This window comes from Micromonospora sp. NPDC047521 (genome assembly GCF_055587305.1).
Map to the genome: position 1 here is coordinate 12,959 of NZ_JBVJGN010000016.1, position 24,212 is coordinate 37,170.

Consider the following 24,212-nt stretch of genomic DNA (forward strand, 5'->3'; position numbering starts at 1 on the left):
GGGTGGGCCGGTGACCTGTCGCACGCCGCACCTCACCGCGCTGGGCTTCGGCGCCGCGCAGGGTGGCAACCTCTACCGGGCGACGTCCGACGAGGACTTCGCCGCGGCGGTGGACACCGCGTGGAACGGCGGCATCCGGTACTTCGACACGGCGCCGCACTACGGGCTCGGCCTGTCCGAGCGACGCCTGGGGGAGGCTCTGCGCTCCCGACCACGCGACGAGTACGTGGTGTCGACGAAGGTCGGCCGGCTGCTGGTGCCGTCGCCCGATACCGCGCACCTGCGGGATCCGGAGGGCTTCGCGGTCCCGGCCGACCACCGGCGGGTCTGGGACTTCAGCCGCGACGGCGTACGGCGGTCGTTGGAGGCGAGCCTTCGGCGTACCGGCCTGGACCGGATCGACATCGTGTACCTGCACGACCCGGACGAGCACTGGGAGCAGGCCGCGTACGAGGCGGTGCCGGCGCTGGTGGAACTGCGGGAACAGGGGGTGATCGGCGCGATCGGCGCCGGGATGAACCAGTCCGCCATGCTCGCCCGGTTCGTGACGGAGACCGATGTCGACGTGGTGATGTGCGCCGGCCGGTTCACCCTGCTGGAGCAGGGCGCGCTTGTCGACCTGCTCCCCGCCGCGCAGGCACGCCGGGTCGGTGTGGTGATCGCCGGGGTCTACAACTCCGGGCTGCTGGCCCGGGACACCCCGCCGTCCGACGCGGTCTACAACTACCAGCAGGCCCCGCCGGAGGTGATCGAGCAGGCCCGCCGGACAGCGCGGGTGTGCCAGTCGTACGGCGTCACCCTGCCCGAGGCGGCGTTGGCGTTCGTCCGCCGGCATCCGGCCGTGGTCTCGACAGTGGTCGGCATGCGCGACGAGGCGCAGGTGACCGAGACCCTGCGCCGCTCGGCCGCCGAGGTGCCCGATCAGCTCTGGACGGCGCTGTACGAGGAGGGGCTGCTCGACGTGCGGGCGTGAGGGCGGGCGGTCACGGGCCGGCGGCCTCGCCGTTGGTGTCGGCGTCGTCGGGCAGCTCCTGCAACGACTCCTCCACCCCGATCAGGTGGTTGGCCATCCGGGTGCGGGCGCGGTCGGGGTCGCGTGCCACGAGGGCCTTCAGGATCGCGACGTGCTCGTCGTGGGTACGCCGGTCCGCGCCCTCCTCGTGCAGGCTGCGCCAGAGCCGCCCGCGCAGGGTGCGCCCGGCGAACGCCTCGATCAGGCCGACGAGCACCGGATTGTCGGCGTGCACCGCGATGATCCGGTGGAAGGCGATGTCAATTTCCATTATGCGTTCGTGGTCCTGCGGCGAGCGGCCGGCGATCCGGGCCGCCTCTTCGAGCAGTTCTCCCGCCTGGGCGAGGGCCTCGTCGGTGATCCTGGTCGCCGCCAACCCTGCGGCCTCGCACTCCAGCAGGCGCCGGACGGTGTGGATGTGCCGCGGGTCGCCCTGGCCCTGGAAGTCCACGACGAAGCCCATCGGCGCCAGCAGCTGCGGCGCGTCCAGGTTGGTGATGTAGGTGCCGTCGCCCTGCCGGATGTTGACGATGCCGAGGATCGACAGGGCCGACATCCCCTCGCGCAACGAGCCCCGTGAGACGCCCAGCGACTCGGCGAGGTCCTTCTCGACGGGCAGCCGATCCCCGGGCTTGAACGTCCCTTCGAGGATCATCCGCTTGATGCCGTTCACCACTTCGTCGGTACGGGACACGACGCGACACCCCCTAACGGCCGGCGGGGGTGGCCGTCCCACCCGCGATGACGTACGGCTCCGGAGATGACACGGTAGCCGGGTCCGCCGCCGCCCAGTAGTGGCCGTCGGGGAACCGGTACAGCGCGATCGACTCCTGACGCATCCGGGTGGAGTAGCCGGGCTGCCCGGGCAGGACGTAACCGCTGCCCGAACCGGTGTCCCGTACGACGCACGGGTCGGTGAAGTGCTCGTGCAGGTGGTCGACGAACTCGGTGACCCGGCCGGTGAGGTCTCCGGAGACCGCGACGTAGTCGAGCACCGAGACGTGCTGGACCATCTCGCACAGGCCGACGCCTCCCGCGTGCGGGCACACGGGGACGCCGAACTTCGCGGCGAGGAGCAGCACAGCGACGATCTCGTTGACACTGGCCAGCCGGCCGGTGTCCAGCTGGCAGAAGTCGATGGCCCCGGCCTGGAACAGCTGCTTGAACATCACCCGGTTGTGGCAGTGCTCGCCGGTGGCGACGCCGATGGGCGCGACGGCACGGCGGACGGCCGCGTGGCCGAGGATGTCGTCGGGGCTGGTGGGTTCCTCGATCCACAGTGGCTTGAACCGGGCGAGAGCCGTCACCCAGTCGATGGCCTGACCGACGTCCCACACCTGGTTGGCGTCGATCATGAGGTGGCGGTCCGGGCCGAGGATCTCCCGGGCGATCGTGCACCGGCGGATGTCGTCGTCGAGGTTGGCGCCCACCTTGAGCTTGACGTACCCGTAGCCGGTGTCCACCGCCTCCTGGCACAGCCGGCGCAACTTGTCGTCGCCGTAGCCGAGCCAGCCGGCCGAGGTGGTGTAGGCGGGGTAGCCGGTGCGGTGCAGCTCGGCGAGGCGGTCGGCCTTGGTGCTCTCCTTGGCGCGCAGGATGGCGAGCGCCTCGTCCCGGGTCAGCGCGTCGGACAGGTAGCGCAGGTCCGCGATGTCGACGAGCTGCTCGGGGGACATGTCGACGAGCAGGCGCCACAGCGGTTTGGCGGCGAGCCGGGCCACCAGGTCCCAGGAGGCGTTCAACACGGCGGCGAGGGACAGGTGCACGACGCCCTTCTCCGGGCCGAGCCAGCGCAGCTGCGAGTCGGAGGTGAGCAGGCGGTAGACCGCCCCCATGTCCGCCGCCATCGTCGTCACGTCCAGGCCGACCAGGCGCTGGGCCTGGTGGACCGCCGCGGCGGCGACGATGTCGTTGCCGCGCCCGATGGTGAAGGTCAGCCCGTGACCGGCGAGCGGCGCACCCGTGTTGTCCAGACCGTCGGTGTGCAGGACGACGTACGCCGCCGAGTAGTCACCGTCCTTGTTCATGGCGTCGGAGCCGTCAGCGGTCAGGGAGGTGGGGAAGCGGACGTCCTCGACGGTGACGGCAGTGATCTGCGGCATGCGCTCCTCGCCCGGCTAACGAAAGATCGGATGATGCCTGGGAGTGTACGGACGCCCGATCAGGGCCGTCAACGATGTCGATCAACGTCTGGGCCCAGACATCCGATGTTTCCCGGGCTCCCTTCCAGCCGATGAGAGGGCTCCCCGGTCAGCTCTGGCGCGGGATGAGGCCCGGTACGCCGTACTGGCGGTCGAGGACCTGCATGGCCGCGCCCGCCGCGATCACGTCCGCGCCCAGGCTCGACAGGGTGACGTCGGTGACCAGCCAGTCCGCGCGGGGCACCTGGGTGTGCACGGCCTCCTGGACCGCCGCGAGGTAGGCCCCCTGGTGCCGTAGGAGGTCGGCGCCCGCCAGCACCACGTGGGCGAGGTCGAGGGTCTGGAGCAGGTTGACCACCCCGACGGCCAGGACCCGGGCGGCCCGTGCGATGTCCCCGGCCTCGGCGGCCCGGTTGTGTACGATCTCCAGACACCCGTGGCGTCCACACACGCAGCGCGGACCGTCGAGGTCGACGACCGTGTGGCCGAACTCGCCGGCGTTGGTGTGCGCTCCCCGGTGGGCCGTGCCGCCCAGCCAGAAGCCGCCACCGATGCCGGACTCGACCATGATGAGGACCGCGTCACCGAAGGTCCCGCCGCGCCGCCACGCCTCGGCCGTGACCCCTGCGGTGACGTCCTTGTCCAGGTGGACCGGCAGGCCCAGGTGCGCCTCCGCGAGCGTGCGCAGCGGTACGTCGTGCCAGTGCCGCAGGCCGTGGGCGTCGCGGACCAGGCCGTTCTCGTGGTCCAGTGGGCCGATCATGCCGATCCCGACGCCGGTGAGTCGGCCCCGCGGCTCCCAGCCCGCGATGATCGCGTCAATGCCGGTGCGCAGGGCGTGCAGCAGGTGCTCCGGTGTGAAGTCGCGGGGGAGCGGGCTGACCGCCGAGTGGTGCACCCGGCCGGCCAGGTCGACGAGCACGTGGCGCAGCGTGCGCCGGGCGACGTGCGCGCCGATGGCGTACCGGCTGTCGGGGACCAACTCGTAGACGACGGCGGGTTTGCCGATGCCCGGACGGCGCACGCCTGCGGACCGGATCAGCCCGTCGGCGGTCAGCCGGGCGATGACCTTGGAGACCGCCTGCGGGGTCAGGCCGGTGGCGGTGACGACCGTCGACCGCTCGAACCTCGGCACGGTACGCCCCACAGCCATGACCAGCGCCTGGTTGTAGCCGCGCAGGAACGTCACGTCGGCTGTGGTGCGCGTCATCCCACCACCCTATTACGCAACGCTGTTGCTAAATTTTCTCGGTGGATGGACTGAGCAGAAATCGACGCCTCGCGGCGGTGGCCGCCCTGGCCCTGGGCGGCGTGGCGGTCGGCCTGACCGAGTTCGTGGCGATGGGCCTGCTGCCCGACATCGCGCGGGGACTGCTTGCGGGGCAGTACGCCCAGTCGCCGTCCGACGCGGTGGCCCGGGCCGGCTGGATGATCACCGCGTACGCGCTGGGGGTGGTCGTGGGCGCTCCGCTGATCGCCGCGCTGAGCGCGCGCCTGCCCCGCAAGAAGCTGGTGCTCGGGCTGCTCGTCCTCTTCGCCGTCGGGACCGTCGCGTCGGCGACCGCGCCGACGTTCGACCTGGTGCTCGTCGCGCGGTTCGTCGCGGCGCTGCCGCACGGCGCCTACTTCGGGGCGGCAGGTCTGCTCGCGGCGGCTCTGCTGGGCCCCGGCAACGAGGCCCGTGGCTTCGCCGCAGTGCTCAGCGGGTTGACCGTGAGCAACGTGGTGGGCGTACCCCTGATCACCCGGCTCGGGCAGGAGGCCGGCTGGCGTACCGCGTACCTGGTCATCGCGGGGGTCTTCCTGCTCACCCTGCTGGCGGTCCTGGCGGTCGTCCCGGAGGTCGCCGCCGCGGTGGACAGCTCTCCGGCCGCCGAGCTGCGGGCCCTGCGGACCCGGCAGGTGTGGCTCGTCGCGGCCACCGGGGCGGTCGGGTTCGCCGGTTTCTTCGCGGTCAACACGTACATCGCCCCGGTCACCACCGACGTCGCCGGCCTCGCCGCCGCGACGGTGCCCTGGGCGCTCGTCGCCGTGGGCCTGGGCATGACCGTCGGCAACGCGCTCGGCGGCTGGCTCGCGGACCGGGACCTGCGCCGTAGCATGATCGTCGGCTTCGTCGCGATGATCGTGAGCATCACCGTCTTCGGCCTCGTCGCGTCGAACCCGGTCGGCCTGTTCGTGGGGGCGTTCCTCGTCGGCGCGACAAGCCTCTACCTCGGCCCGGTCCTTCAGGCGCGACTCATCACCGTCGCCCCCGGCGCCCAGCTCATGGGCGCGGCCATGAACCAGTCGGCGATGAACATCGCGAACAGTCTCGGCGCCGCCCTGGGCAGCGTCGCCATCGCTGCCGGGTTCGGCTACCTCGCACCCGCCTGGGTCGGCGTGCTCCTGGCCGTGCTCGGCTTGGGCCTGGCCGGTGTCAGTTTCGCCGCCGAGCGCCGCTCGCGTACCCCCGAGCCGATCGCCGTCGCCAGCTGAACGCCTGCCGTGACGGCAGTCACCGACACGCCCGACACCGAGATGTGGGGTGTGACAACCACGGTGTCCCTATATATGGTGTCGAGCGCAGCTGGTTCGGCCGCTCATCCGGAGTGGTCGAGGCAAGAGGGAACCCGGTGGAAATCCGGGACTGTCCCGCAGCGGTGAGTGGGAACGACAGCCGTCAACAGCACTGGGCCACCACACGGCCTGGGAAGCGACGGCCGGTAGGAGACCGGCGAGACCGGTCGCGCCCGCGAGTCCGAAGACCTGCCAGCGCGCCGTACGCCCGCACCCGGGCGAACGGCGGTCCGAGGCCGCGTGGGACGGCCGACGCCACCTGACGCACGCCGTGCCGGCGTGGCGTCCGCCGGTGTCTGTCTCCTCGTGTCCGGACCATCAGGTCTCGAACTCCGAGGAGCGAGTGGTGACAGTCACCGAGGTAGTCCCGACCGCCAGCGACACGGCGCCACGCCGCACGCAGATGCGGGTCCGCAAGCGCGACGGCAGCACCGAACCGGTGGACGTCAACAGGATCGTCCGGGCGGTCGAGCGGTGGTCCGACGACCTCACCGACGTCGACCCGCTGCGGGTCGCGACCCGCACGATCAGCGGCCTGTACGACGGGGCGACGACAGCCGAACTGGACCGGCTGTCCATCCAGACCGCCGCCGAGATGATCGGCGAGGAGCCGCAGTACTCGCGCCTGGCCGCCCGGCTGCTGGCCGCGTACGTCGACAAGGAGGTCCGCCGGCAGGGCGTCACCTCGTTCAGCGCGGCCATCCGCACCGGTCACGCCGAGGGACTGATCGGCGACGAGACCGCCGCGTTCGTGGCCGCGCACGCCGCGACGCTCGACGCCGCAGTCGACCCGGACGGCGACCGCCGCTTCGAGTACTTCGGGCTGCGCACGGTCTACGACAGGTACCTGCTGCGCCACCCGAGCACCCGACTGGTGCTGGAGACCCCGCAGTACTGGCTGCTGCGGATGGCCTGCGGCCTGTCCACCACCCCCGACGAGGCGGTCGGCTTCTACCGGCTGATGTCCAGCCTGGCCTACCTGCCCAGCTCGCCGACCCTGTTCAACTCCGGCACCAGGCACACCCAGATGTCCTCCTGCTACCTGGTCGACTCCCCGCGCGACGAGCTGGACTCGATCTACCAGCGGTACGCCCAGGTCGCCAACCTGTCCAAGTTCGCCGGCGGCATCGGCATCGCGTACTCCCGGGTCCGGTCCCGGGGCGCGCTGATCCGCGGCACCAACGGGCAGTCCAACGGGATCGTGCCGTGGCTGCGCACCCTCGACGCGAGCGTCGCCGCGGTCAACCAGGGCGGCCGGCGCAAGGGCGCGGCCTGCGTCTACCTGGAGCCGTGGCACCCGGACATCGAGGAGTTCCTGCACCTGCGGGACAACACAGGCGAGGACGCCAGGCGCACCCACAACCTGAACCTGGCCAACTGGATCCCGGACGAGTTCATGCGCCGGGTCGAGGCCGACGGGATGTGGTCGCTGTTCGACCCGCACGAGGTGCCCGAGCTGCCCGACCTGTGGGGGGAGCGGTTCGACGTCGCGTACCGGGCCGCCGAGGCGCAGGGCCGCTACGTGCGGCAGGTGCCGGCGCGGGAGCTGTACGCGACGATGATGCGCACCCTCGCCCAGACCGGCAACGGGTGGATGACCTTCAAGGACGCCGCGAACCGGCTGTGCAACCAGACCGCCGACGACGGCAACGTGGTGCACCTGTCCAACCTGTGCACCGAGATCATCGAGGTGTCCAGCGACGCCGAGACCGCCGTGTGCAACCTCGGCTCGGTGAACCTCGCCGCCCACCTCGCCGACGGTGACCTCGACTGGGAGCGGCTGCGCGCCACGGTACGCACCGCCGTGACCTTCCTCGACCGGGTCATCGACATCAACTACTACCCGACGGCGCAGGCGGCGGCGAGCAACCCGCGCTGGCGCCCCGTCGGGCTCGGACTGATGGGCCTTCAGGACGTGTTCTTCGCCCTGCGGCTGCCGTTCGACTCCGCGGCCGCCCGGGAACTGTCCACCCGGATCAGCGAGGAGCTGTACCTGACCGCGCTGGAAACCTCCGCCGACCTGGCCCGCCGCTTCGGCGCGCACCCGGCGTACCCCCAGACCCGCGCCGCGCGCGGCCAGTTGCAGCCCGACCTGTGGGGCGTCGAGGGTACGCAGACCGCGCGCTGGGCCGCGCTTCGCGAGCGGGTCCAGGCGTACGGGCTGCGCAACTCGCTGCTGGTGGCGGTCGCCCCGACGGCGACCATCGCGTCGATCGCCGGCTGCTACGAGTGCATCGAGCCGCAGGTGTCCAACCTGTTCAAGCGCGAGACCCTGTCGGGCGAGTTCCTCCAGGTCAACAGCGCCCTGGTCCGCGAGCTGAAGGCCCGTGGCCTGTGGACCGAACCGATCCGATCGGCGATCAAGCGCGCCGAGGGCTCGGTGCAGGACATCGCGGAGCTGCCGGCCGGCGTCCGGGAGCTGTTCCGCACCGCCTGGGAGCTGCCGCAGCGGGCGTTGATCGACCTCGCCGCCGCCCGGGCCCCGTTCATCGACCAGTCGCAGTCGCTGAACCTGTTCCTGGCCTCGCCGACCATCGGCAAGCTCTCCTCGATGTACCTGTACGCCTGGAAGGCCGGCCTGAAGACCACGTACTACCTGCGATCGCGCCCGGCCACGAGGATCCAGCAGGCGACAGTGGCCGTCGTCGCGCCCGCCACGTCCGTGACTGTCGGCGCTGCCGACGCCGAGACGCTGGCCTGCTCGCTGGAGAACCCCGAGTCGTGCGAGGCCTGCCAGTGACCGCCGCCGACCCCACCACCGACCCCGGCACCACCGACACGAGGACCACGCACATGCTGCTCGACCCCGGGATGGATCTCACCCTGCGCCCGATGCGCTACCCGCACTTCTTCGACAGGTTCCGCGACGCCATCCGCAACACCTGGACCGTCGAGGAGGTCGACCTGCACGCCGACCTCGCCGACCTGGACAGGCTCTCACCTGCCGAGCGGCACCTGGTGAGCCGTCTGGTGGCGTTCTTCGCCACCGGCGACACGATCGTCGCCAACAACCTGGTGCTCAACCTCTACCAGCACGTCAACAGCCCCGAGGGCCGCCTCTACCTGTCCCGGCAGCTGTTCGAGGAGGCGGTGCACGTCCAGTTCTACCTGAACCTGCTCGACACGTACGTGCCCGACGAGACCGAGCGGTTCGCGGCCTTCGCGGCCATCGAGAACATCCCCTCCATCCGGCGCAAGGCGGAGTTCTGCTTCCGGTGGATCGACTCCCTGCACGATCTGCGCGAGCTGCGGACCCGTGAGGACCGACGGACGTTCCTGCTCAACCTGATCTGCTTCGCCGCCTGCATCGAGGGGCTGTTCTTCTACGGCGCGTTCGCGTACGTCTACTTCCTGCGCTCCCGGGGCCTGCTGCACGGGCTGGCCTCGGGCACCAACTGGGTGTTCCGCGACGAGTCCATGCACATGGCGTTCGCGTTCGACGTCGTCGACACAGTCCGCGCCGAGGAGCCCGACCTGTTCGACGACGACCTCGCCGACCAGGTCCGCGAGATGCTCACCGAGGCCGTCGAGTGCGAGGTCCAGTTCGCCGAGGACCTGGTCGGCCAGGGTGTGCCCGGTCTGACGCTCACCGACATGCGGGAGTACCTCCAGCACGTCGCCGACCGGCGCCTCGCCCAGCTCGGCATCTCGCCGCACTACGGGTCGGCGAACCCGTTCGCCTTCATGGAGTTGCAGGACGTGCAGGAGCTGTCGAACTTCTTCGAGCGGCGGGTCTCGGCGTACCAGGTGGGGGTGACCGGCACCGTCGCGTTCGACGACGACTTCTGACAGCCGCACACCCGTGATCATGACGACCAGCGGGCAATGGTGGGTTGAGGTGGTTTCCGAGGGGTACCCCGGCCCAATGGGGTCCGGTCCGGCGCGGCTGTGGACCGGGACGCGTCGGTGCGACCGGATACGGAGGCTACCTGTGACTCAACTGGCAACCCGAGAGGCAGTGGAGGCCAGGCAGGACGAGGTGCAACGGCGGGGGCGCGGGCTCGGCTGGATGAGTCTCGGTCTGGGCGTGGCACAGCTGGCGGCGACGGACACTGTCCGCCGGATCAGCGGGGTGGACGACTCCCCGACGTCCCGGACGGTGGTGCCGCTGGTCGGGGCGCGGGAATTGGTGCACGCGGCCGGGCTCCTGACGAGCCGGCGAAAGAGCACCTGGGCGTGGACCCGGGTCGCGGGCGACGCGATGGACCTGGCCTCGCTCGGAATGGCCATCGCCCACCGTCGCGGGCGCCGCCGGCGTCGTCTCGTCGGTGTCACTGGCGCCATCGTCGGGATCACTGTGGTGGACCTGCTGACCGCCGTGCAGGCCACCCGGGCGAAAAGGATCGCGGCGGCACGAGGCTTACGCGAAGGAGGCTCCATGGAGCTGACAGCCACGACAACCATCCGCAAGGCCCCGCCCACGGTCTATGCGTTCTGGCGCGACCTGGGCAACCTCCCGACGTTCATGGCCCATCTCGAGCAGATCCGCACCACCGGTGACCGTACGAGCCACTGGTCCGCCAGCGCTCCGTTCGGCAAGAACGTCGAGTGGGACGCGGAGATTGTCGACGAGACGCCCGGCGAGAAGATCGCGTGGCGGTCGACCGGGAACGCGGATGTGCCGAACGCCGGTACGGTCCGGTTCGTTCCCGCCCCGGACGGGGTGAGCACCGAGGTGCACGTCGTTCTGTCGTACGACATCCCGGGCGGCGCGGTCGGCAAGGCGGTCGCCAGGTACTTCGGCGAGGAACCGCACCAGCAGCTCGACGACGACCTGCGCCGGCTCAAGCAGGTGCTGGAGACCGGCGAGGTGGTCCGATCCGACGGTGCCCCGTGGGGCAAGCGGGCCCGCAAGGAGTTCCCGCAGCGTCCGGCACAACCGCTGTCGGATTCCGAGCTCGCGAAGGGAGCGGACGCGTGAGGGCGAACACCTGGGCCGGCCGCAACAAGGTCAAGGTCCGTGACGTGCCGGATCCGAAGATCCTGAACGAGCGCGACGCCATCGTACGGATCACCTCCACGGCGATCTGCGGCTCGGACCTGCACCTGCTCGACGGGTACGTGCCCACGATGCAGGACGGCGACGTCATGGGTCACGAGTTCATGGGCGAGGTGATCGAGGTCGGCCGGGGCGTCGATCCGGGTCGGCTGCGCGTCGGGGACCGGGTCGTCGTGCCGTTCCCGATCGCCTGCGGTGCGTGCGGAGCCTGCGCCGCCGAGCTGTACTCCTGCTGCGAGAACTCCAACCCCAACGCGGGGATCGCGGAGAAGATGTTCGGTCACCCGGTCGCCGGGATCTTCGGCTATTCGCATCTGACCGGCGGCTTCGCAGGAGGTCAGGCGCAGTACGCGCGGGTGCCGTTCGCCGACGTCGGCCCGCTGAAGATCGAGTCTGACCTGACCGACGAGCAGGTGCTGTTCCTCTCCGACATCCTGCCCACCGGCTACATGGGTGCCGAGATGTGCGACATCCAGTCCACCGACGTGGTGGCGGTGTGGGGTGCCGGCCCGGTCGGCCAGTTCGCGATGGACAGCGCCCGGGCGCTCGGCGCCGCGAAGGTCATCGCCATCGACAAGGAGCCGTACCGGCTGCAGATGGCCGAACGGGCGGGCCACACACCTGTGAACTTCGAGGAGGTGGACGTGCGGTCCCGGCTGCTGGAACTGACCGGTGGGCGGGGACCGGACAAGTGCATCGACGCCGTCGGCATGGAGTCCAGCCACGGCAGCGCGCACGTGCACGCGTACGACCGAATCAAGCAGGCGGTCCGTTCGGAGACCGAGCGCCCGCACGCGCTGCGGCAGGCGATCCTGTCGTGCCGCAGCGGCGGCATCGTGTCGGTGATCGGCGTGTACGGCGGCTTCCTCGACAAGTTCCCGGCCGGGGCGTGGATGAACCGGGCGCTGACCCTGCGCACCGGTCAATGCCACGTGCAGCGCTACATGAAGCCACTGCTGCAGCGCATCGAACGCGGGGAGATCGATCCGACCCGCGTCATCACCCACACCCTGCCGCTCGACCAGGCAGAACGCGGCTTCGAGATCTTCAAGAACAAGCAGGACAACTGCGAGAAGGTCGTCCTCAAACCCTGACCACCACCCGCATCCGGCCGCTGTGGAGTGTGGTGGCCGGATGCGGGTCGGCGCACTGTCCCGCGGGGATGTCCCCATCCGGCATTGTGCGGTGGGACGGGCGACACCGAACGGCGGGAGAGGGTCACAAGGTGGACCCCGCCCCGTGGCGGGCCATTCTGGACGAGGCCGTGTCGCGTGTCGGTTCGTGCGAGCGGAGCCGTGCCCAGACCGCCGCCTTGGCTGGCAACGGACCTGAGGATTTCGCCCCTGCCGTGTGGCACCGAGACCGCCTGACAGTCGAATTCTTTGCCATCCGTCTCTCACCTCACCTCATGATTCGGGCTATTGGTCCGGATGCCAGGAGCCGGTTATCGTGGGCGTCGGTGGGTAGGCACCGGCCGTGAGCAGGCCAACCGACGACATCGGCACCCGGTCGGACACCAGCCGTGCCGTGGCGTTCAGCGACGCCGTCTTCGCCATCATCATCACGCTGCTCGTGCTGGACCTCCGGGTGCCGGACGTACCCCCCGGTCGCCTGCTGGCCGGGCTGCTGGAGCAGTGGCCGAGTTACGTCGCCTATCTCGCCTCGTACGCCTACGTGGCCGTCGTCTGGCTGAACCACAAGGGCGCGTTCAATCGCATCAAGGAGAGTGATCGGGGCCTGCACTGGGTGAACCTCCTCGTCCTGTTCACCACCGCGCTGCTGCCGTTCCCGACCGCCGTCGTCTCGGACGCGCTTCAGAAACACGACCAGCAGGACCAACGCGTGGCCGTCGCCTTCTACGCGCTGGTCGGCGCGCTGCTCTGCGCGAGCTGGCTGGCGTTCTTCCACTACCTGGCTCGGCGCGAAGACCTGCTCCAGGAGGAGGTGAGTGAGCGGCACTTCCCCGCCGAGCGGGTGCGGGCACTCGTCGGAGTCGTTCTCTATGCCGTTGCGGGGCTCATCGGGTACCTGGTCGCACCGCTCGCCGGTCTGGTCATCTTCGTCGTGCTGCCGGTGTTCTACGCCGTCACCAGCGCCGGTCTGTACCAGATGCCTCTCACCCGCCGGATCACCCACCGCCCTCCGCCATCCGGCTGAGGGTGGGCGATTTGCTGGGAAGTTGTCGGTACGGTGGCGCTACAACATCTCCAGCGGTTGCGGGCCGTCCGGCGGCGGGAACGCCGTGTCGAGTGCGGCTGCGTCCTCCTCGGTCAGCTGCAGGTCACCCGCTTCCGCGTTCTCCCGGGTGTGTTCGGGCTTGGATGATCGCGGAATGGCCGCGACCATCCCCTGCCGCAGCACCAAGGCCAGCGCGACCTGAGCGGGCGTGGCCTCGTGCCGGGCGGCGACCTCCGCGACCTGGGGGTGGCCGAGCAGTCGCCCCTGCTCGATCGGCGAGTACGCCATCACCGGGATTCGGTGCTCGCGTAGCCACGGCAGCAGGTCGTATTCGGGACCGCGGCGGGTGAGGTTGTACAGGATCTGATTCGTGGCGCAGGCGCTCCCGCCGGCGTCGAGGAGATCGGCCATGTCTGAAGCATCGAAGTTGCTCACACCCCACTGCCCGATGTCGCCGGCGTCGACGAGTTCGGTGAACGCCTCGATCGTCTCCGTGAGCGGATGTGTGCCGCGCCAGTGCAGCAGGTAGAGGTCGATGTGGTCGACGCCCAGTCGCTGCAGGCTGCGGCGGCAGGCCTGCACGGTTCCTCGTCGGCTGGCGTTTGACGGCAGCACCTTGTCGACGAGGAACACGTCGCCGCGTCGGCCGGTGATCGCTTCGCCGACGAGTTCCTCGGAAGCGCCGTCACCGTACATCTCCGCAGTGTCGATCATGGTCATGCCCAGGTCGAGCCCGGTGCTCAGGGCGGCTATCTCTTCCCGCCGCCGCGCGGGCTGCTCACCCAGGTACCAGGTTCCCTGGCCGAGCACGGGCATGGTCTGGCCGGACGGTAGCTCGATCGCGGTGGTAGCGGGGGTCATGTCGACCTTCCTGGAACCGATAGCGAATGGGTTGCCTGCGTTACCCGCTGCGACGGGCAGCACACCCCCGTCGCGGGAACCTTCTCCGCGCACGACATCGCTGTGCGGCGGGCGTGCTCGGCGGCGTTCGCTGGCCCGTTTCCGGGAAGGCCTCCGCGAGTGAGCGATACGCTGCCGACGGGGCGGCGTCACGAAGGAGGCCGCAGAGATGGCGCAGAGCCAACAGGCGCTGACCGGCAAGCGGGTCGCGTGCCTCGCCGCCGATGGGGTGGAGGATGTGGAGTACACCCAGTCCCGGGCCGGGTGGATCAACAGGTGCAGGTCGACGACGGCCTCGTCACCAGCCCGCAACCCCAGCGACCTTCCGGCCTTCTGCGCCAAGATCGTCGAGGAGTTCGCCAAGGGTGAACACGTCCGTCAGATGGCGACGGCCTGACCCGATGGGGCTCAGGGGCCGGGCGCTCAGTCCTGAGCTTCGGCCCGGCGGGTCTCCGCCGACCGAACGACGCTGATTGATCCCTGAGGGCCGAGGGACACCTGCCGGACAGTGCCGGGGATTCGCCACCCTCGACGCAGCCCGATCCGGTGATTGCTCGGGGTTTACCCCGCGCGACCCGGTCGAGCCGGAACGCTGAACGGGTGGAGCAGCGATCGGGACTACCGGCGCGGGGACGGGTGCTGTCCGTCAGCCGTGCCCTGTGGTCGCTGGCTGTCGGTGTCGTCGCCGGGACGGCCAGCGCACTGATCGGGGCGCCGGAGCTGACGCCGCTGGTGATCTGGACGATCGCGGCGGGCACGATCCTCGTCTGGGTGTGGCGGGCCAGCTGGTCGGCGAGCCCGGAACGCACCGAGCAGCTTGCCGAGGCGGAGCAGCACTCCCGTTCCACCGACGCGGCGATCCTGATCGCGTCCGTCATCAGCCTCGTCGCCGTGGCCGAGGCGCTCGTCCGCGCCTCGAACCAGCAGGACATGCTTGCTGTCACGCTGGTGATCCTCAGCGTCGTCGCGGTGGTCCTGGCGTGGGCGCTGGTGAACACGGTCTTCGCGTTCAAGTACGCCCGGCTGTACTACCGCGACGACGGCGGCATCGACTTCAAGGGGGATGATCCACCGGCATATGCCGACTTCGCGTACGTCGCCCTCACTGTCGGCATGTCCTATGCACCGAGCGAGAACGAACCAAGCAGCAACCGCGTGCGCCGGGTCGCGCTCGGGCACGCGCTGCTCTCGTACGCCTTCGGAACTGGCATTCTGGCGGTTGCCGTCAACCTGGTCACCAACCTGGGCCAGTCGTGACCGGCTCCGAGCGTCGCCTGCCCCCGCTGCTGGAGCGGATCCGCGTGGGCGAGATCGACCCGAGCTTCCTCATCACCCACACCATGGCGGTGGATGACGCCTGCGGCGGATGAACGCGCTGGTCGCCGGGAGGGGGGCGGTGGTCCCCCGGCGGGTCGCCACGTCGACCGGCCCGGACGCCCCACGTGACCGCGAGCGGAACGGATGGGAGCGTGCGATGCCGGTCGCCGCCGCCTGGGAAGTCGGTTGATGACCACGAGGATGATCCTCGTGGTCGCGGTGGCCCTGGCTGTCGCAGCAGGCCTGCTGGCCAGCGTGCTGATCCAGTGTCGGGTCGGTGGTCGTCGCCACCGTTGGCTACTCGGGCCGCTGTACCGCGCATCCCGGCGCCCCGCCGTCGCCGTGCTGCTTCTCGCGGCGCTGTACCTGGGAGTCCGCGCGTACCCCGGCGCGGGACAGCACGTCCTCCGGCACGTCGTCGTGGTGCTGCTGATCGCGAGCGTGGCATGGCTGGTGCTTCGCGCCCTGCACATCGCCGAGAGGGTCGCGTTCAGCCGGCTGCCGGGCGAGACGAGGGCCGACCGCCGTATCCGGCGTGCCCGCACCCAGATCCGACCAGTACGGCGCCTCACCTCGGTCGTGGTGACGGTCGTGGCGATGGGCCTGATCCTCACCACCTTCCCTGCCCTGCGCGCCATCGGGCTGTCCGTGCTCACCTCGGCGGGTGTCGTCGGGGCGCTGCTCGGCCTGTCCGCGCGCACCGCGCTCGGCAACGCCTTCGCCGGCATTCAGGTCGCGTTCGCCGACGGCCTCCACGTGGGGGACGTCGTCGTGGTCGACGGGCAGTGGGGGCGCGTCGAGGAGGTGAAGCTGACCAACGTGGTCATCCGGCTCTGGGACGACCGGATGCTCATCCTGCCCACCACCTGGTTCACCGAACACCCCTTTCAGAACTGGACCCGCCACGAGACCCGGGTGGTCGGCGAGATCCGGCTCCACGTCGATCACACGGCCGACCTGGACGACCTCCGCGCCGAGACGAGGCGGCTCGTCGAGTCGTCACCGCTGTGGGATCGGCACCAGTGGGTGTTGCAGATGGTGGACGCGACACCCCAGACCGTCGTCGTCCAGGTCCAGGCATCGGCGGCCGACGGGCCGAGCGCCTGGGATCTGCGCTGCGACCTGCGCGAGAGCCTCGTCCGGTACCTGCGCGACCACCACCCCGAGTGGCTGCCCCGCACTCGCAACGAGTACCACCCGTGAGCCCACCCGGCTCAGCGCCGGCAGTTGACCAGCCTCAACGAGCAGCTCACGAATGACCAGCATCGACCACGTTGCGGACCTGAGCGCTGTCGCTGAACCTGGCGGCGAGCGTCCGTCCGCTAGCGTGTGGCCACATGGGATCGGTGGACATCTTCCTGGCGGTCGTGGTCGCCGCGGCCAACCTGGCCGTCGCCGCGGTGCTGCTCGTCAGGAGCCGTGGCGGCAGAGAGGTGCCCCGGATCCTCGGGCGCCCGCAGGCCTCCCCGCGCCTGCGGGCCGCGATGCACGTCTGCGTGGGGCTGGGGCTGGGCGTCGGCTGGCTCGTCAAGGACATCTTCCCGTCCCACTCCACCGGCGACACCGTGGTGTTCACGGTGGTCAGAATTTTGCTGGCGGTCGGTCTCGTCGCCGCTCTGCTTGTCGCCTTCCGGCAGGTGCGACAGGTCCGCGACGTCGCCCGCTAGGGTGCCGGTCGCGGTCGGCGGTCAGTCCCGCGCCGGCGGGTGGCCACCGGCCTCGTCCATCCGCCGGCCGTCGAGCACGCGAAGCGCGTCCAGTGCCACCGCGGTGAGAACGCCCCGGCCGACACCGGCGCGGCCGAGCAGCTCCATCCCTCGGGTGACGGCGACAAAGTAGACGGCCAGCGACTGCACGTTCGCGTCCTGCGGGATGTCCCCGTTTTCCCGGGCGTGCTCCAGGCACTGGGCATAGACACCGGCGAGCTGTTCGATGCCGGCCTTCGTGGCCGTCGAGAGCGGATCCTGCGCACCTGTCGATTCGACGAGTGCGCGCGTGGTGAGTGAGACCCGCCGATCACTGCTGCTGAAATCGATGGCCATCCGGAGCATGTGGCCCCGGATTCGTTCCAGTGGCGAGGCGTCCTCGTGGCTGAGCGCTTCGGAGACGGCGCGGGTCGCCTCTTCCCGGTCCTCGGAGAGCGCCCGGAGGAACAGTTCCCGCTTCCCGCCGAACGCGTTGTACAGGCTCTGCTTGCCCAGCCCCGTCGCCCGCACCAGTTCGTCGAGTGTCGCGGCGGCGAGGCCGTGCACGGCGAACACCTCACTGGCGCTGCTGACGACATCGCTCTCACGGAACTTGCGGGGACGGGGCACGGGGGCGAGCCTACATTATTGACGGTTTGGTCAAAAACTTGCTAGCGTGCTCGTCACGGGCGCCCGTGAGACCGCGTCGGACGCGTCGTCGACCCGGGAGGCGGCCCTTCGTGACCCCTGCCCGACAGCGGCGACCCGTGCCCGGTGGCGACACCACACAACGAGGAGAGTGAACGTGAAAACCAGCGAAGAGGTCGTTCGCGAGGCGTACCGGCTGGCGGAGGGCGACGTCCTCGACGGACCGGGCTTTCGCGCCCTGTTCACCGAGGACGGCACGTTCACCGACGTGCCCAATTCACATACCCTCCGTGGAGACCAGATTCCGCTGGCGCTCACGGGCTTCGCCAGCATCTTCCCCGACATCCACCGCGAGCTGCTCGACGTGCACGCCTTCGGTGATGTCGTCGCTGTCGAACTGCGAATCCAGGGAACGCATCTCGGCGCGTTCCCGACACCTGTCGGCGACATCCCTCCGACTGGCAACCGCATCGACGTGCCGACGGCGGACCTCTGGTATCTCCGGGACGGAAAAATCGAGAGGTTCAACTGTTACAACGCGACGAACGTGATGCTCGCCCAGATCGGCGCCGGCCCCGACTTCAGGTCGGCAATCGACGCCGCCACGGGGGCGTAGCTCTACCGGCATCTCGGCCCCGGTGCCGGGGCGGGTGGCCTCGCGGACTGGCGGGGCCACCCGGCGGAGAACGGGATCAGTCGGGTATGCCGGCGCACGTCGTGCCGTCGATCGTGCACCCGGTGGGCGACGCGCCGACCGGGGCGCCGTTCACCCGGAACGTCACACGCACCGACGCGCCGGCGGGCACCTGCCCGGCGCTGCCGTCCGGCACGAACGTCCACACCGCACCGTCCTGCACGGCCCGCGCGCCCTCGACCTGACTGACCCGCAGCGACTCCCTCGGCAGGGTGACGGCGAGCGTCCACTGCGGCACCGGCACCTGGCCGGGATTGCTGATCGTCACGCTGGCGCCATAACTGAGCAGCGCGGTGTCCGCGATGGCGAACTCCGCGCCCAGGGCGGCCGGCGCCGGAGCCGTCGTCGACGCCGACGGGGTCGGCCCCCCGCTGGACGGACCGGCGGCCGGCGGCGCGGCCGGGGCGCTCGACGGCGGCGAAGGCGTGGTGGTGGCCGCCGGGATGGCGTGCGCCCGGGGCGTACCCGCCGACGGCGTCCCGACCTGGTCGACCGACGGCGGCGGGTTGAGGGTCACCGGCGCCAGCTTCTCCGGCGTACGCAGCACCACGACAACGGACACCGTCGTCGCGACCAGCACACCGATCGCCGAGACCACCGCGACCCAGGTGGCCCGGGAGACGTCGCTCCGACCGGTGAGCACCCGCCGTGTGGCCGAGGCGACCGCCACGACCCGGTCCAGCAGAATGATCGCCACGGTACGACGTGGCTGCGGCGGTGGTGCCGGCACTGCCTTTCTCCCCCTCACATCGTCACCGGGCGCGCGGCCCGCGGTCCGTCCGGTCGCTCACAGAGCGCGGAGCCCGACGAGTATCGACTCGAGCAGCTCCGCGGACGGCAGCTCCGACAGCGTCGGCGGTTCGTGCGTCTCGATCAGGCCGGCCGCGAGCAGGTCACCGAGGAGCACCCGGACGGTGCCCAACGGCAGGTCCAGTTCGGCGCCGACCTCGGCAACCGACACTGGATGGTGACACAACTCCACGATCCTCGCCTGTTCGGGGAAGAGCGGTGTCCGCGGGGTGGCCGCCCGCCTGGCGACGACAAGCGAGATGAGGTCGAACTGGCCGCGCTCGGGCGCCGTACGCCCACCGGTCATGGTGTACGGCCGCGCCACCGGCCCGGCGTCGTCGTCGTACCACGCCTCGTCAGCGGAGTCGTTGGTGGACACCAGCGTCCCCGCTCCGTACCGAGGAGGCCGGTTCCAGGCTGACCGGCAGATGCCGTTCGGCCTGCCCGACGAAGAGCGCCACCTCGTACGCCATGTCGCCGACCTCGGCGTCGTCCCCGGCGATCCGCACCGTCAGGATGGTGCCGTTGCGGATGGTGGCGACGAACAGGAACGCCCGCGACATCTGCACCACGATCTGACGCAGCCCACCCGCGTCGCAGGTGCGGGTGGCGGCCAGTCCCAACGCCAGCAGGCCGGCGACGACGCCGGAGATCTGCTCGGCCAGCTTCGCGCCCACGTGGCGGGAACCGCCCAGGGGTAGACCGTCCGGGGAGAGCACCACGGCGAACTCCGCGCCGTGGACCCGGTCGACCAGCCGGTCCAGGGCACCGGTCAGGCTGTCCCCGGTCGCCACTGCGTGCGTCATCGATGTCTCCTTGTTGCTCTCGCGACCGGCAACTCGACGGTGTCGGGGCCGGCGCTGCCGGGATTGGGCCCGATCGGCCCGGGTTGACGGATCCGCATCGGCAGGTCCCCGTCCAGGTCCAACCCGCCGCGTGGGCGCCCGGCGCCGAGATGCCGCGGCGCCGGCCCGTCGTCGGTGGCGCTCACCGTGACCAGACCGTTGGGCAGGAGGACCACCGCCGCCGTACCGCCGCGCTGGCTGCGCCGCAGCGACACGTGCGCGCCGCAGCGGGCGGCCAGCACGGCGGCCGTGTACAGGCCCGCCGGACCGGTGGGCGGGTCGCCCGACGGCGGGTTGCCGAGCAGGTGGTTCGCGTCGGCGAGCGCGTCCGGGTCGAGGCCTGGCCCGTCGTCGACCACCAGGACGGCGCAGCCCTGCGGCCACTGTTCACCGGCGACCCGGACCGTGGTGTCCTGCGGCGAGTGGGACAGGGCGTTCTCGACCAGTTCGGCGAGCAGGTGCACGACGTCGGTGACGGCCGGGCCGGAGAGGGACCACGGCCAGTGCGGCGCGATGAGGACCCGATGGTAGTCGGCCACCTCGGCGACCGCGCCCCGCGCGACGTCGAGCAGCGGCACCGGCCGCCGCCAGCGACGGGCCGGCGTCGCGCCGGCCAGGGCGATCACCGTCTCCACGTTGCGGCGGACCCGGGTGGTGAGGTGGTCGAGCTGGAACAGCTCGTCGGTCTCCTCGGCGGACCGTTCCCTCCGCTGCAAGGTGTCCAGCAGGTTGAGCTGGTCACGCAGCAGCGCCTGGTTGCGGCGGGTCAACCGCAGCACCAGTTCCCGGGCGGCGGCACCGTCGGGCGCGGGCGCCTCGGGGGCCGGCGCGTGGTCGATCGGTGCCGGGACTGGTGCCGCCGCGTCGGCGGGGGAGTGGGCCAGCCCCTCGGTCAGTCGCCGCAGCAGGCCGGCCCAGCTCAGCAGGACCGCGAGTACCGCGATGAGCCCGAGGCCCAGCACCGCGCCGGTACGGGCGACGAGCACCGCCGCGCCAGGCGTGGCCCGCTCCACACTGCCCCGGGCCGATGCGGTCACCAGCTCGTGCAGGGCGACGAGGACGCCGTCGGCCGCCTCCCGCCAGCCCGCCCTGGTGATCCCGTCCACGACGGTGGCGGTGTCCGTCCGCGACAGCGCCTCCTCCAGGGCGAGCAGGTCGGTGAAGGGCGGCCCGACCGCCAGCCGCTGCTGCTGCGCCGGCAGAGCAGCGACCGCCTCGCCGAGCGCGTACCGCTGGTTGTTCACAAGCGCGACAAGTCCACGCCGCTCGTCGCGGTCGAACCGTCCACCGGCCAAGGCGGCGCTGACAAGCGTGTCCTCGCGGGCGAGCAGTTCACGGGCGCGCGCCAGCGCGATCACCGTACGGGTGTCGGCGGCCAGGTCGCTCTCGTACGCGCCCCACTCCGGGCCGTACACGGCGAAGGCGGCGTCGACGAGCTGGTCGTACCCGTCGACGGCCCCGGAGCGGTCGAGCCGGCCGGCGTCCACCTGGGAACGGATGGTGCCCAGGCCGTTCAGCCGCCGGACCAGTTGGTCGGCCCGATCCCGTACGGCGCCTGCGGTGAGCAGTCGAAGGTCGTTGCCCTCGGCGAAGGCGCGAACCTCGGCCGCCGCCCGGTCGGTCCCCCCACGTGCCGCCGCCAGCGCGGGATCCGCCGACCCGGCCGCGGCGATCGTCTCGACGGTCAACCGGCGCTCGGTCTGCAGACCCAGGACCAGCCGGTCGATGGGCTGGCCCAGCGTCTCGGCGAGTGCCCGGACCCGCAGCAGGTCGACCGCGTCCTGACCGGTCAGGTAGGCCGCGTACGACCACAGCGTGAGCAGCACGGCCGCCAGCGCGACGAGTCTGGCCCGGATCCCTGGTCGGGTCATCGGGTCGACCGCCGTGGCCACGGCTGTCCGGCGGCGGCGCTGGCCCGATCGGCGACGACGGTCCGCAGCAGCGCGAGCAGTTCGGCGCGGTTGGCGCAGTTGAGCCTGCTGCGCATCCGGGCCACGTGGTGCTCGACGGTCTTGGCCGAGATGAAGAGCCGGTCGCCGATCTCCCGGTAGGTCAGTCCGGCCAGGACCAGCTCGGCCACCTCGTACTCGCGGTCGCTGAGCCCCGGTTGGGTGGGGCCGGCGATGGCGTCGGCGACCTGCGCGGCGTCCTCGCCGGTAGCCGGCCGCTGCCCGCCGTCGACGCCGGCCGGGCGGCCCTGCAACGCCCGCGCGCATTCGAGCAGCGTGGTCATGGCCCTGCGGTCGGCGGTACGGATCGCGGCCTGCCCGGCCAGCCGGGCGCCGTCCCACCACAGGCCTGTGTCGTGCAGCCCGCGGGCCGCGGCCTCCACCCGCACCGGGTCGACCACGCCCCGCAGCACCTCCACCCAGCTCTCCGCCGCCGCGGCGACGACCGCGGCGTACCGGCTGTGGCCGGCGGCGGCGAGCAGCGCGGCGACCCGGTCGTCGGCGACCGCCGGCTCGTCGGCCAGGATCGCCGCGTGCAGGCCGCTCCAGTGCAGCGGAACACTCCACAGTGGTGGATCGCCCAGCCTGTTGAGCAGGGATCGGCCCTCGCGCAGGTACGGCTCCAGGCGGGCCAGATCGCCGAGGCGGGCGCCCGCGATGGCGAGTTCACCCAACGGCAGCAACGTGAACAGGTCCACGGGGTGCCGCACCACCGCCTCCAGGGCCTGCCCCCAGCCGCCCTTGAGCGCTCCGAGGTCGCTGTTGCGCCTGGCGATGCCCATCCGCAGCGCGGCGGCGAAGAGCAGGTCGCGGGACTCCAGCGGGCGCCCGTCGGCGGTGGTGGCGGCGAGACGGTCCGCGGCGGCGGCCGTCTGACCCCGAACCATCAGGATCCAGGCCTGCAACAGGCGGTGCCGGCGGGTCATCAACGGGCCGCCGACACCGGCCGCCAGCGCCCGGTGCAGCACCCGTTCGGCGATCTCCAGCTCACCGCAGTGCACGGCGGTCAGGGCGGCCAGCGCCGCCGGGCTGTCCGGCAGGAGCGCCGCCCGGCCGTCCGGCTCCAGCAGGGCCGCGGCCTGCACGAGCGCGGAGAGGGCGGCGGTCGGCGGGCCGGTGACGCTCTCGCGTACCCCGTCGGCCATCAGCCGGGCCGCGCTGGCCCGCAACGTGGGCGGCTCGCCGGCCGGGTCGCCCGCCGGCGCCTCGCCGGCTGCGGCCAGGTCACCGCCGGCCAGCCCGCCCACCGTGGCGAACGCGACCGACGAGGCGCTGCCCGACCACCGGTACAGCTCCACGCTGCGACCGACGTGCCCCCGGTGCGCCAGGGCGGTCGCGGCCACCACTGCCGCCTCGGCGCGTTCGGCCGGCGGAGCGGTGGCCAGCAGCCGGTCCGCCAGTCGCAGCGCGTCGTCGAGGTCGCCGGCGAGGGCCGTGGCGAGCGCCTGCTTGGCGCTCGCCGGCGCGCCGGCGGCCGTGGCCGCCGCGAACAGGTCGGCGGCGAACGCCGGCTCGTCGGCGAGCGCCTCCGTGGCGGCGGCCGTCAGGGTCGTGGCCGGGCAGTCGGCGAGCGCGCCCACCGCCCGCAGGGAACGGACCAGCGGCAGGACCGCGCCGCCGCGGGCCAGTTGCAACTCGGTGAGCCGGCGCCACACGGCGGTGCGGTCGGTGGCCGGGCTGAGCGCCGTGACGACCCGCCGGACGATCGGCGCGAGCCGGCCGTCGGCGCCGATCAATCCCGCCGCCCGGGTCGCGGCGATCAGCTCGTCCACGGCCTCCGGTTCCTTGTCGAGCAGCGCGCCGAGCATGCTCACCGGCAGGGGAACGCCCGCCGCGACCGCGAGCAGCAGACGCCGCACGGCGGTGGGCTGCGCCTCCAGATCCGGCCCGAACTCCAGCAGGACCGACCGGGGCGCCTCCACCGGGGTGCCGGCCGGGGCGTCCGCGCCGGCCAGCCCACGGGCCATCCGCTCCACGTCCCGGGGCACCCCGGCGGTCTGCGTGTGCACGAAGTCGGCCAGGTCGCCGCGTCCACCCAGCTCGGGCACCGTGGCGAGGTAGGCCGCGGTCAGCTCCCGGGTGAACGGGCCGAGCAGCACCGCCTGCCCGTCCCGTCGCAGGACGTCGGCCAGGTCGGTGAGCGCCGCCGACCGGGGCCACGGGCGGTACGCCACCACGAGCCGGTGCCGGCGGCCGGCCACCAGGCGCAGCAGCGCGCCCAGGCGCGCGTCGTCGAGCAGGTGCGCGTCGTCGACGAGCACCAGCGCGTCCGGGTCGACGGTCTCGCCCGGCTCGGGGGCGCCCGTGCGGACGGCGAACCCGGCCTGCTGCCGCGTGCGGGCCACCTGGGCGAGCAGCGCGGTCTTGCCGTGCCCGCCCGGCCCGCTCACCCCGACGACGAGCGGACCCCGGGGGTCTCGCCCGACCAGGTCCAGAAGGGAGCCCGCCCTCCTGCCCAGCAGCAGTCGGGACTCGGCGACGTCATTCATGATCATT

At 71.6% G+C, this 24,212-nt stretch carries 22 protein-coding genes and 1 riboswitch; of the genes, 12 read left to right on the top strand and 10 right to left on the bottom strand.

Going from position 1 to position 24,212, the window contains the following annotated elements; genetic code table 11:
• Positions 1 to 10 precede the first annotated feature (10 nt).
• The gene (locus ACZ6N8_RS26885) at positions 11 to 973 is read left to right on the top strand and encodes an aldo/keto reductase (RefSeq protein WP_466013286.1); all 963 of its coding nucleotides are present in this window, start codon (positions 11 to 13) and stop codon (positions 971 to 973) included.
• A 10-nt stretch (positions 974 to 983) separates the two neighbouring features.
• Here the strand turns inward: ACZ6N8_RS26885 and ACZ6N8_RS26890 are convergent, their stop codons facing one another.
• From ACZ6N8_RS26890 to ACZ6N8_RS26900, 3 genes are all read right to left on the bottom strand, one after another.
• The gene (locus ACZ6N8_RS26890; protein WP_466013288.1) at positions 984 to 1,706 is read right to left on the bottom strand and encodes a FadR/GntR family transcriptional regulator; all 723 of its coding nucleotides are present in this window, start codon (positions 1,704 to 1,706) and stop codon (positions 984 to 986) included.
• 13 nt (positions 1,707 to 1,719) lie between these two features.
• Positions 1,720 to 3,114 (bottom strand): enolase C-terminal domain-like protein, encoded by a 1,395-nt coding sequence (locus tag ACZ6N8_RS26895; protein ID WP_466013290.1) that lies wholly within the window; start codon positions 3,112 to 3,114, stop codon positions 1,720 to 1,722.
• Between the two features lie 148 nt (positions 3,115 to 3,262).
• A complete protein-coding gene (locus ACZ6N8_RS26900; RefSeq protein WP_466013292.1) occupies positions 3,263 to 4,363 on the bottom strand; it encodes an ROK family protein in 1,101 nt (366 codons plus the stop codon).
• Positions 4,364 to 4,404: 41 nt separating this feature from the next.
• On the opposite strand from ACZ6N8_RS26900, the gene ACZ6N8_RS26905 reads away from it, so the two are divergent.
• The 6 genes from ACZ6N8_RS26905 to ACZ6N8_RS26930 all read left to right on the top strand — a co-directional run bounded on the left by ACZ6N8_RS26905 (position 4,405) and on the right by ACZ6N8_RS26930 (position 12,868).
• The gene (locus tag ACZ6N8_RS26905) at positions 4,405 to 5,631 is read left to right on the top strand and encodes an MFS transporter (RefSeq protein WP_466013293.1); all 1,227 of its coding nucleotides are present in this window, start codon (positions 4,405 to 4,407) and stop codon (positions 5,629 to 5,631) included.
• A gap of 75 nt (positions 5,632 to 5,706) precedes the next feature.
• A riboswitch (cobalamin riboswitch) is annotated at positions 5,707 to 5,923 on the top strand.
• 192 nt (positions 5,924 to 6,115) lie between these two features.
• A complete protein-coding gene (locus tag ACZ6N8_RS26910; RefSeq protein ID WP_466013452.1) occupies positions 6,116 to 8,452 on the top strand; it encodes a ribonucleoside-diphosphate reductase subunit alpha in 2,337 nt (778 codons plus the stop codon).
• Positions 8,453 to 8,505: 53 nt separating this feature from the next.
• On the top strand, positions 8,506 to 9,501 hold the full coding sequence (locus ACZ6N8_RS26915; protein WP_466013453.1) for a ribonucleotide-diphosphate reductase subunit beta: 996 nt from the start codon (positions 8,506 to 8,508) through the stop codon (positions 9,499 to 9,501).
• Positions 9,502 to 9,643: 142 nt separating this feature from the next.
• The gene (locus tag ACZ6N8_RS26920; protein ID WP_466013295.1) at positions 9,644 to 10,633 is read left to right on the top strand and encodes an SRPBCC family protein; all 990 of its coding nucleotides are present in this window, start codon (positions 9,644 to 9,646) and stop codon (positions 10,631 to 10,633) included.
• Positions 10,630 to 11,805 (top strand): zinc-dependent alcohol dehydrogenase, encoded by a 1,176-nt coding sequence (locus ACZ6N8_RS26925; protein WP_466013297.1) that lies wholly within the window; start codon positions 10,630 to 10,632, stop codon positions 11,803 to 11,805. Before ACZ6N8_RS26920 ends, ACZ6N8_RS26925 begins: the two co-directional genes overlap by 4 nt.
• Positions 11,806 to 12,187: 382 nt before the next feature.
• Positions 12,188 to 12,868, top strand: coding sequence for a TMEM175 family protein (locus ACZ6N8_RS26930; RefSeq protein ID WP_466013299.1), 681 nt, complete (start codon positions 12,188 to 12,190; stop codon positions 12,866 to 12,868).
• 39 nt (positions 12,869 to 12,907) lie between these two features.
• On the opposite strand, the gene ACZ6N8_RS26935 is transcribed toward ACZ6N8_RS26930, so the two are convergent.
• Positions 12,908 to 13,813, bottom strand: a complete 906-nt coding sequence (locus tag ACZ6N8_RS26935; RefSeq protein WP_466013301.1) for an aldo/keto reductase — start codon at positions 13,811 to 13,813, stop codon at positions 12,908 to 12,910.
• Between the two features lie 145 nt (positions 13,814 to 13,958).
• Between ACZ6N8_RS26935 and ACZ6N8_RS26940 the strand changes: the two genes are divergently transcribed.
• The 4 genes from ACZ6N8_RS26940 to ACZ6N8_RS26955 all read left to right on the top strand — a co-directional run bounded on the left by ACZ6N8_RS26940 (position 13,959) and on the right by ACZ6N8_RS26955 (position 16,773).
• Positions 13,959 to 14,186, top strand: coding sequence for a hypothetical protein (locus tag ACZ6N8_RS26940; protein ID WP_466013303.1), 228 nt, complete (start codon positions 13,959 to 13,961; stop codon positions 14,184 to 14,186).
• Positions 14,187 to 14,389: 203 nt separating this feature from the next.
• Positions 14,390 to 15,046, top strand: coding sequence for a DUF1345 domain-containing protein (locus ACZ6N8_RS26945; RefSeq protein WP_466013304.1), 657 nt, complete (start codon positions 14,390 to 14,392; stop codon positions 15,044 to 15,046).
• A gap of 249 nt (positions 15,047 to 15,295) precedes the next feature.
• Entirely contained in the window at positions 15,296 to 16,309 is a 1,014-nt protein-coding gene (locus tag ACZ6N8_RS26950) for a mechanosensitive ion channel family protein (protein WP_466013306.1), read from the top strand.
• Positions 16,310 to 16,443: 134 nt separating this feature from the next.
• Positions 16,444 to 16,773 (top strand): hypothetical protein, encoded by a 330-nt coding sequence (locus ACZ6N8_RS26955; RefSeq protein ID WP_466013308.1) that lies wholly within the window; start codon positions 16,444 to 16,446, stop codon positions 16,771 to 16,773.
• A gap of 21 nt (positions 16,774 to 16,794) precedes the next feature.
• Here ACZ6N8_RS26955 and ACZ6N8_RS26960 read toward each other — a convergent pair whose 3' ends face one another.
• A complete protein-coding gene (locus ACZ6N8_RS26960; protein ID WP_466013310.1) occupies positions 16,795 to 17,421 on the bottom strand; it encodes a TetR/AcrR family transcriptional regulator in 627 nt (208 codons plus the stop codon).
• A gap of 169 nt (positions 17,422 to 17,590) precedes the next feature.
• Between ACZ6N8_RS26960 and ACZ6N8_RS26965 the strand changes: the two genes are divergently transcribed.
• Positions 17,591 to 18,055, top strand: a complete 465-nt coding sequence (locus ACZ6N8_RS26965; protein WP_466013312.1) for a nuclear transport factor 2 family protein — start codon at positions 17,591 to 17,593, stop codon at positions 18,053 to 18,055.
• Positions 18,056 to 18,131: 76 nt separating this feature from the next.
• Here the strand turns inward: ACZ6N8_RS26965 and ACZ6N8_RS26970 are convergent, their stop codons facing one another.
• The 5 genes from ACZ6N8_RS26970 to ACZ6N8_RS26990 are packed head-to-tail and all read right to left on the bottom strand — an operon-like array spanning position 18,132 to position 24,211.
• Positions 18,132 to 18,863: a cellulose binding domain-containing protein gene (locus ACZ6N8_RS26970; RefSeq protein WP_466013313.1), complete on the bottom strand. Its 732-nt coding sequence runs from the start codon at positions 18,861 to 18,863 to the stop codon at positions 18,132 to 18,134.
• 57 nt (positions 18,864 to 18,920) lie between these two features.
• Positions 18,921 to 19,304 carry a DUF742 domain-containing protein gene (locus ACZ6N8_RS26975; RefSeq protein ID WP_425280171.1) on the bottom strand — a complete coding sequence of 128 codons (384 nt, stop codon included), beginning with the start codon at positions 19,302 to 19,304 and terminating at the stop codon, positions 18,921 to 18,923.
• Positions 19,279 to 19,728, bottom strand: coding sequence for a roadblock/LC7 domain-containing protein (locus tag ACZ6N8_RS26980; RefSeq protein ID WP_364376650.1), 450 nt, complete (start codon positions 19,726 to 19,728; stop codon positions 19,279 to 19,281). The genes ACZ6N8_RS26975 and ACZ6N8_RS26980 overlap by 26 nt, the downstream gene beginning before the upstream one ends.
• Positions 19,725 to 21,638 (bottom strand): nitrate- and nitrite sensing domain-containing protein, encoded by a 1,914-nt coding sequence (locus ACZ6N8_RS26985; protein ID WP_466013315.1) that lies wholly within the window; start codon positions 21,636 to 21,638, stop codon positions 19,725 to 19,727. The genes ACZ6N8_RS26980 and ACZ6N8_RS26985 overlap by 4 nt, the downstream gene beginning before the upstream one ends.
• On the bottom strand, positions 21,635 to 24,211 hold the full coding sequence (locus tag ACZ6N8_RS26990; protein ID WP_466013317.1) for a helix-turn-helix transcriptional regulator: 2,577 nt from the start codon (positions 24,209 to 24,211) through the stop codon (positions 21,635 to 21,637). The genes ACZ6N8_RS26985 and ACZ6N8_RS26990 overlap by 4 nt, the downstream gene beginning before the upstream one ends.
• Position 24,212 lies beyond the last annotated feature (1 nt).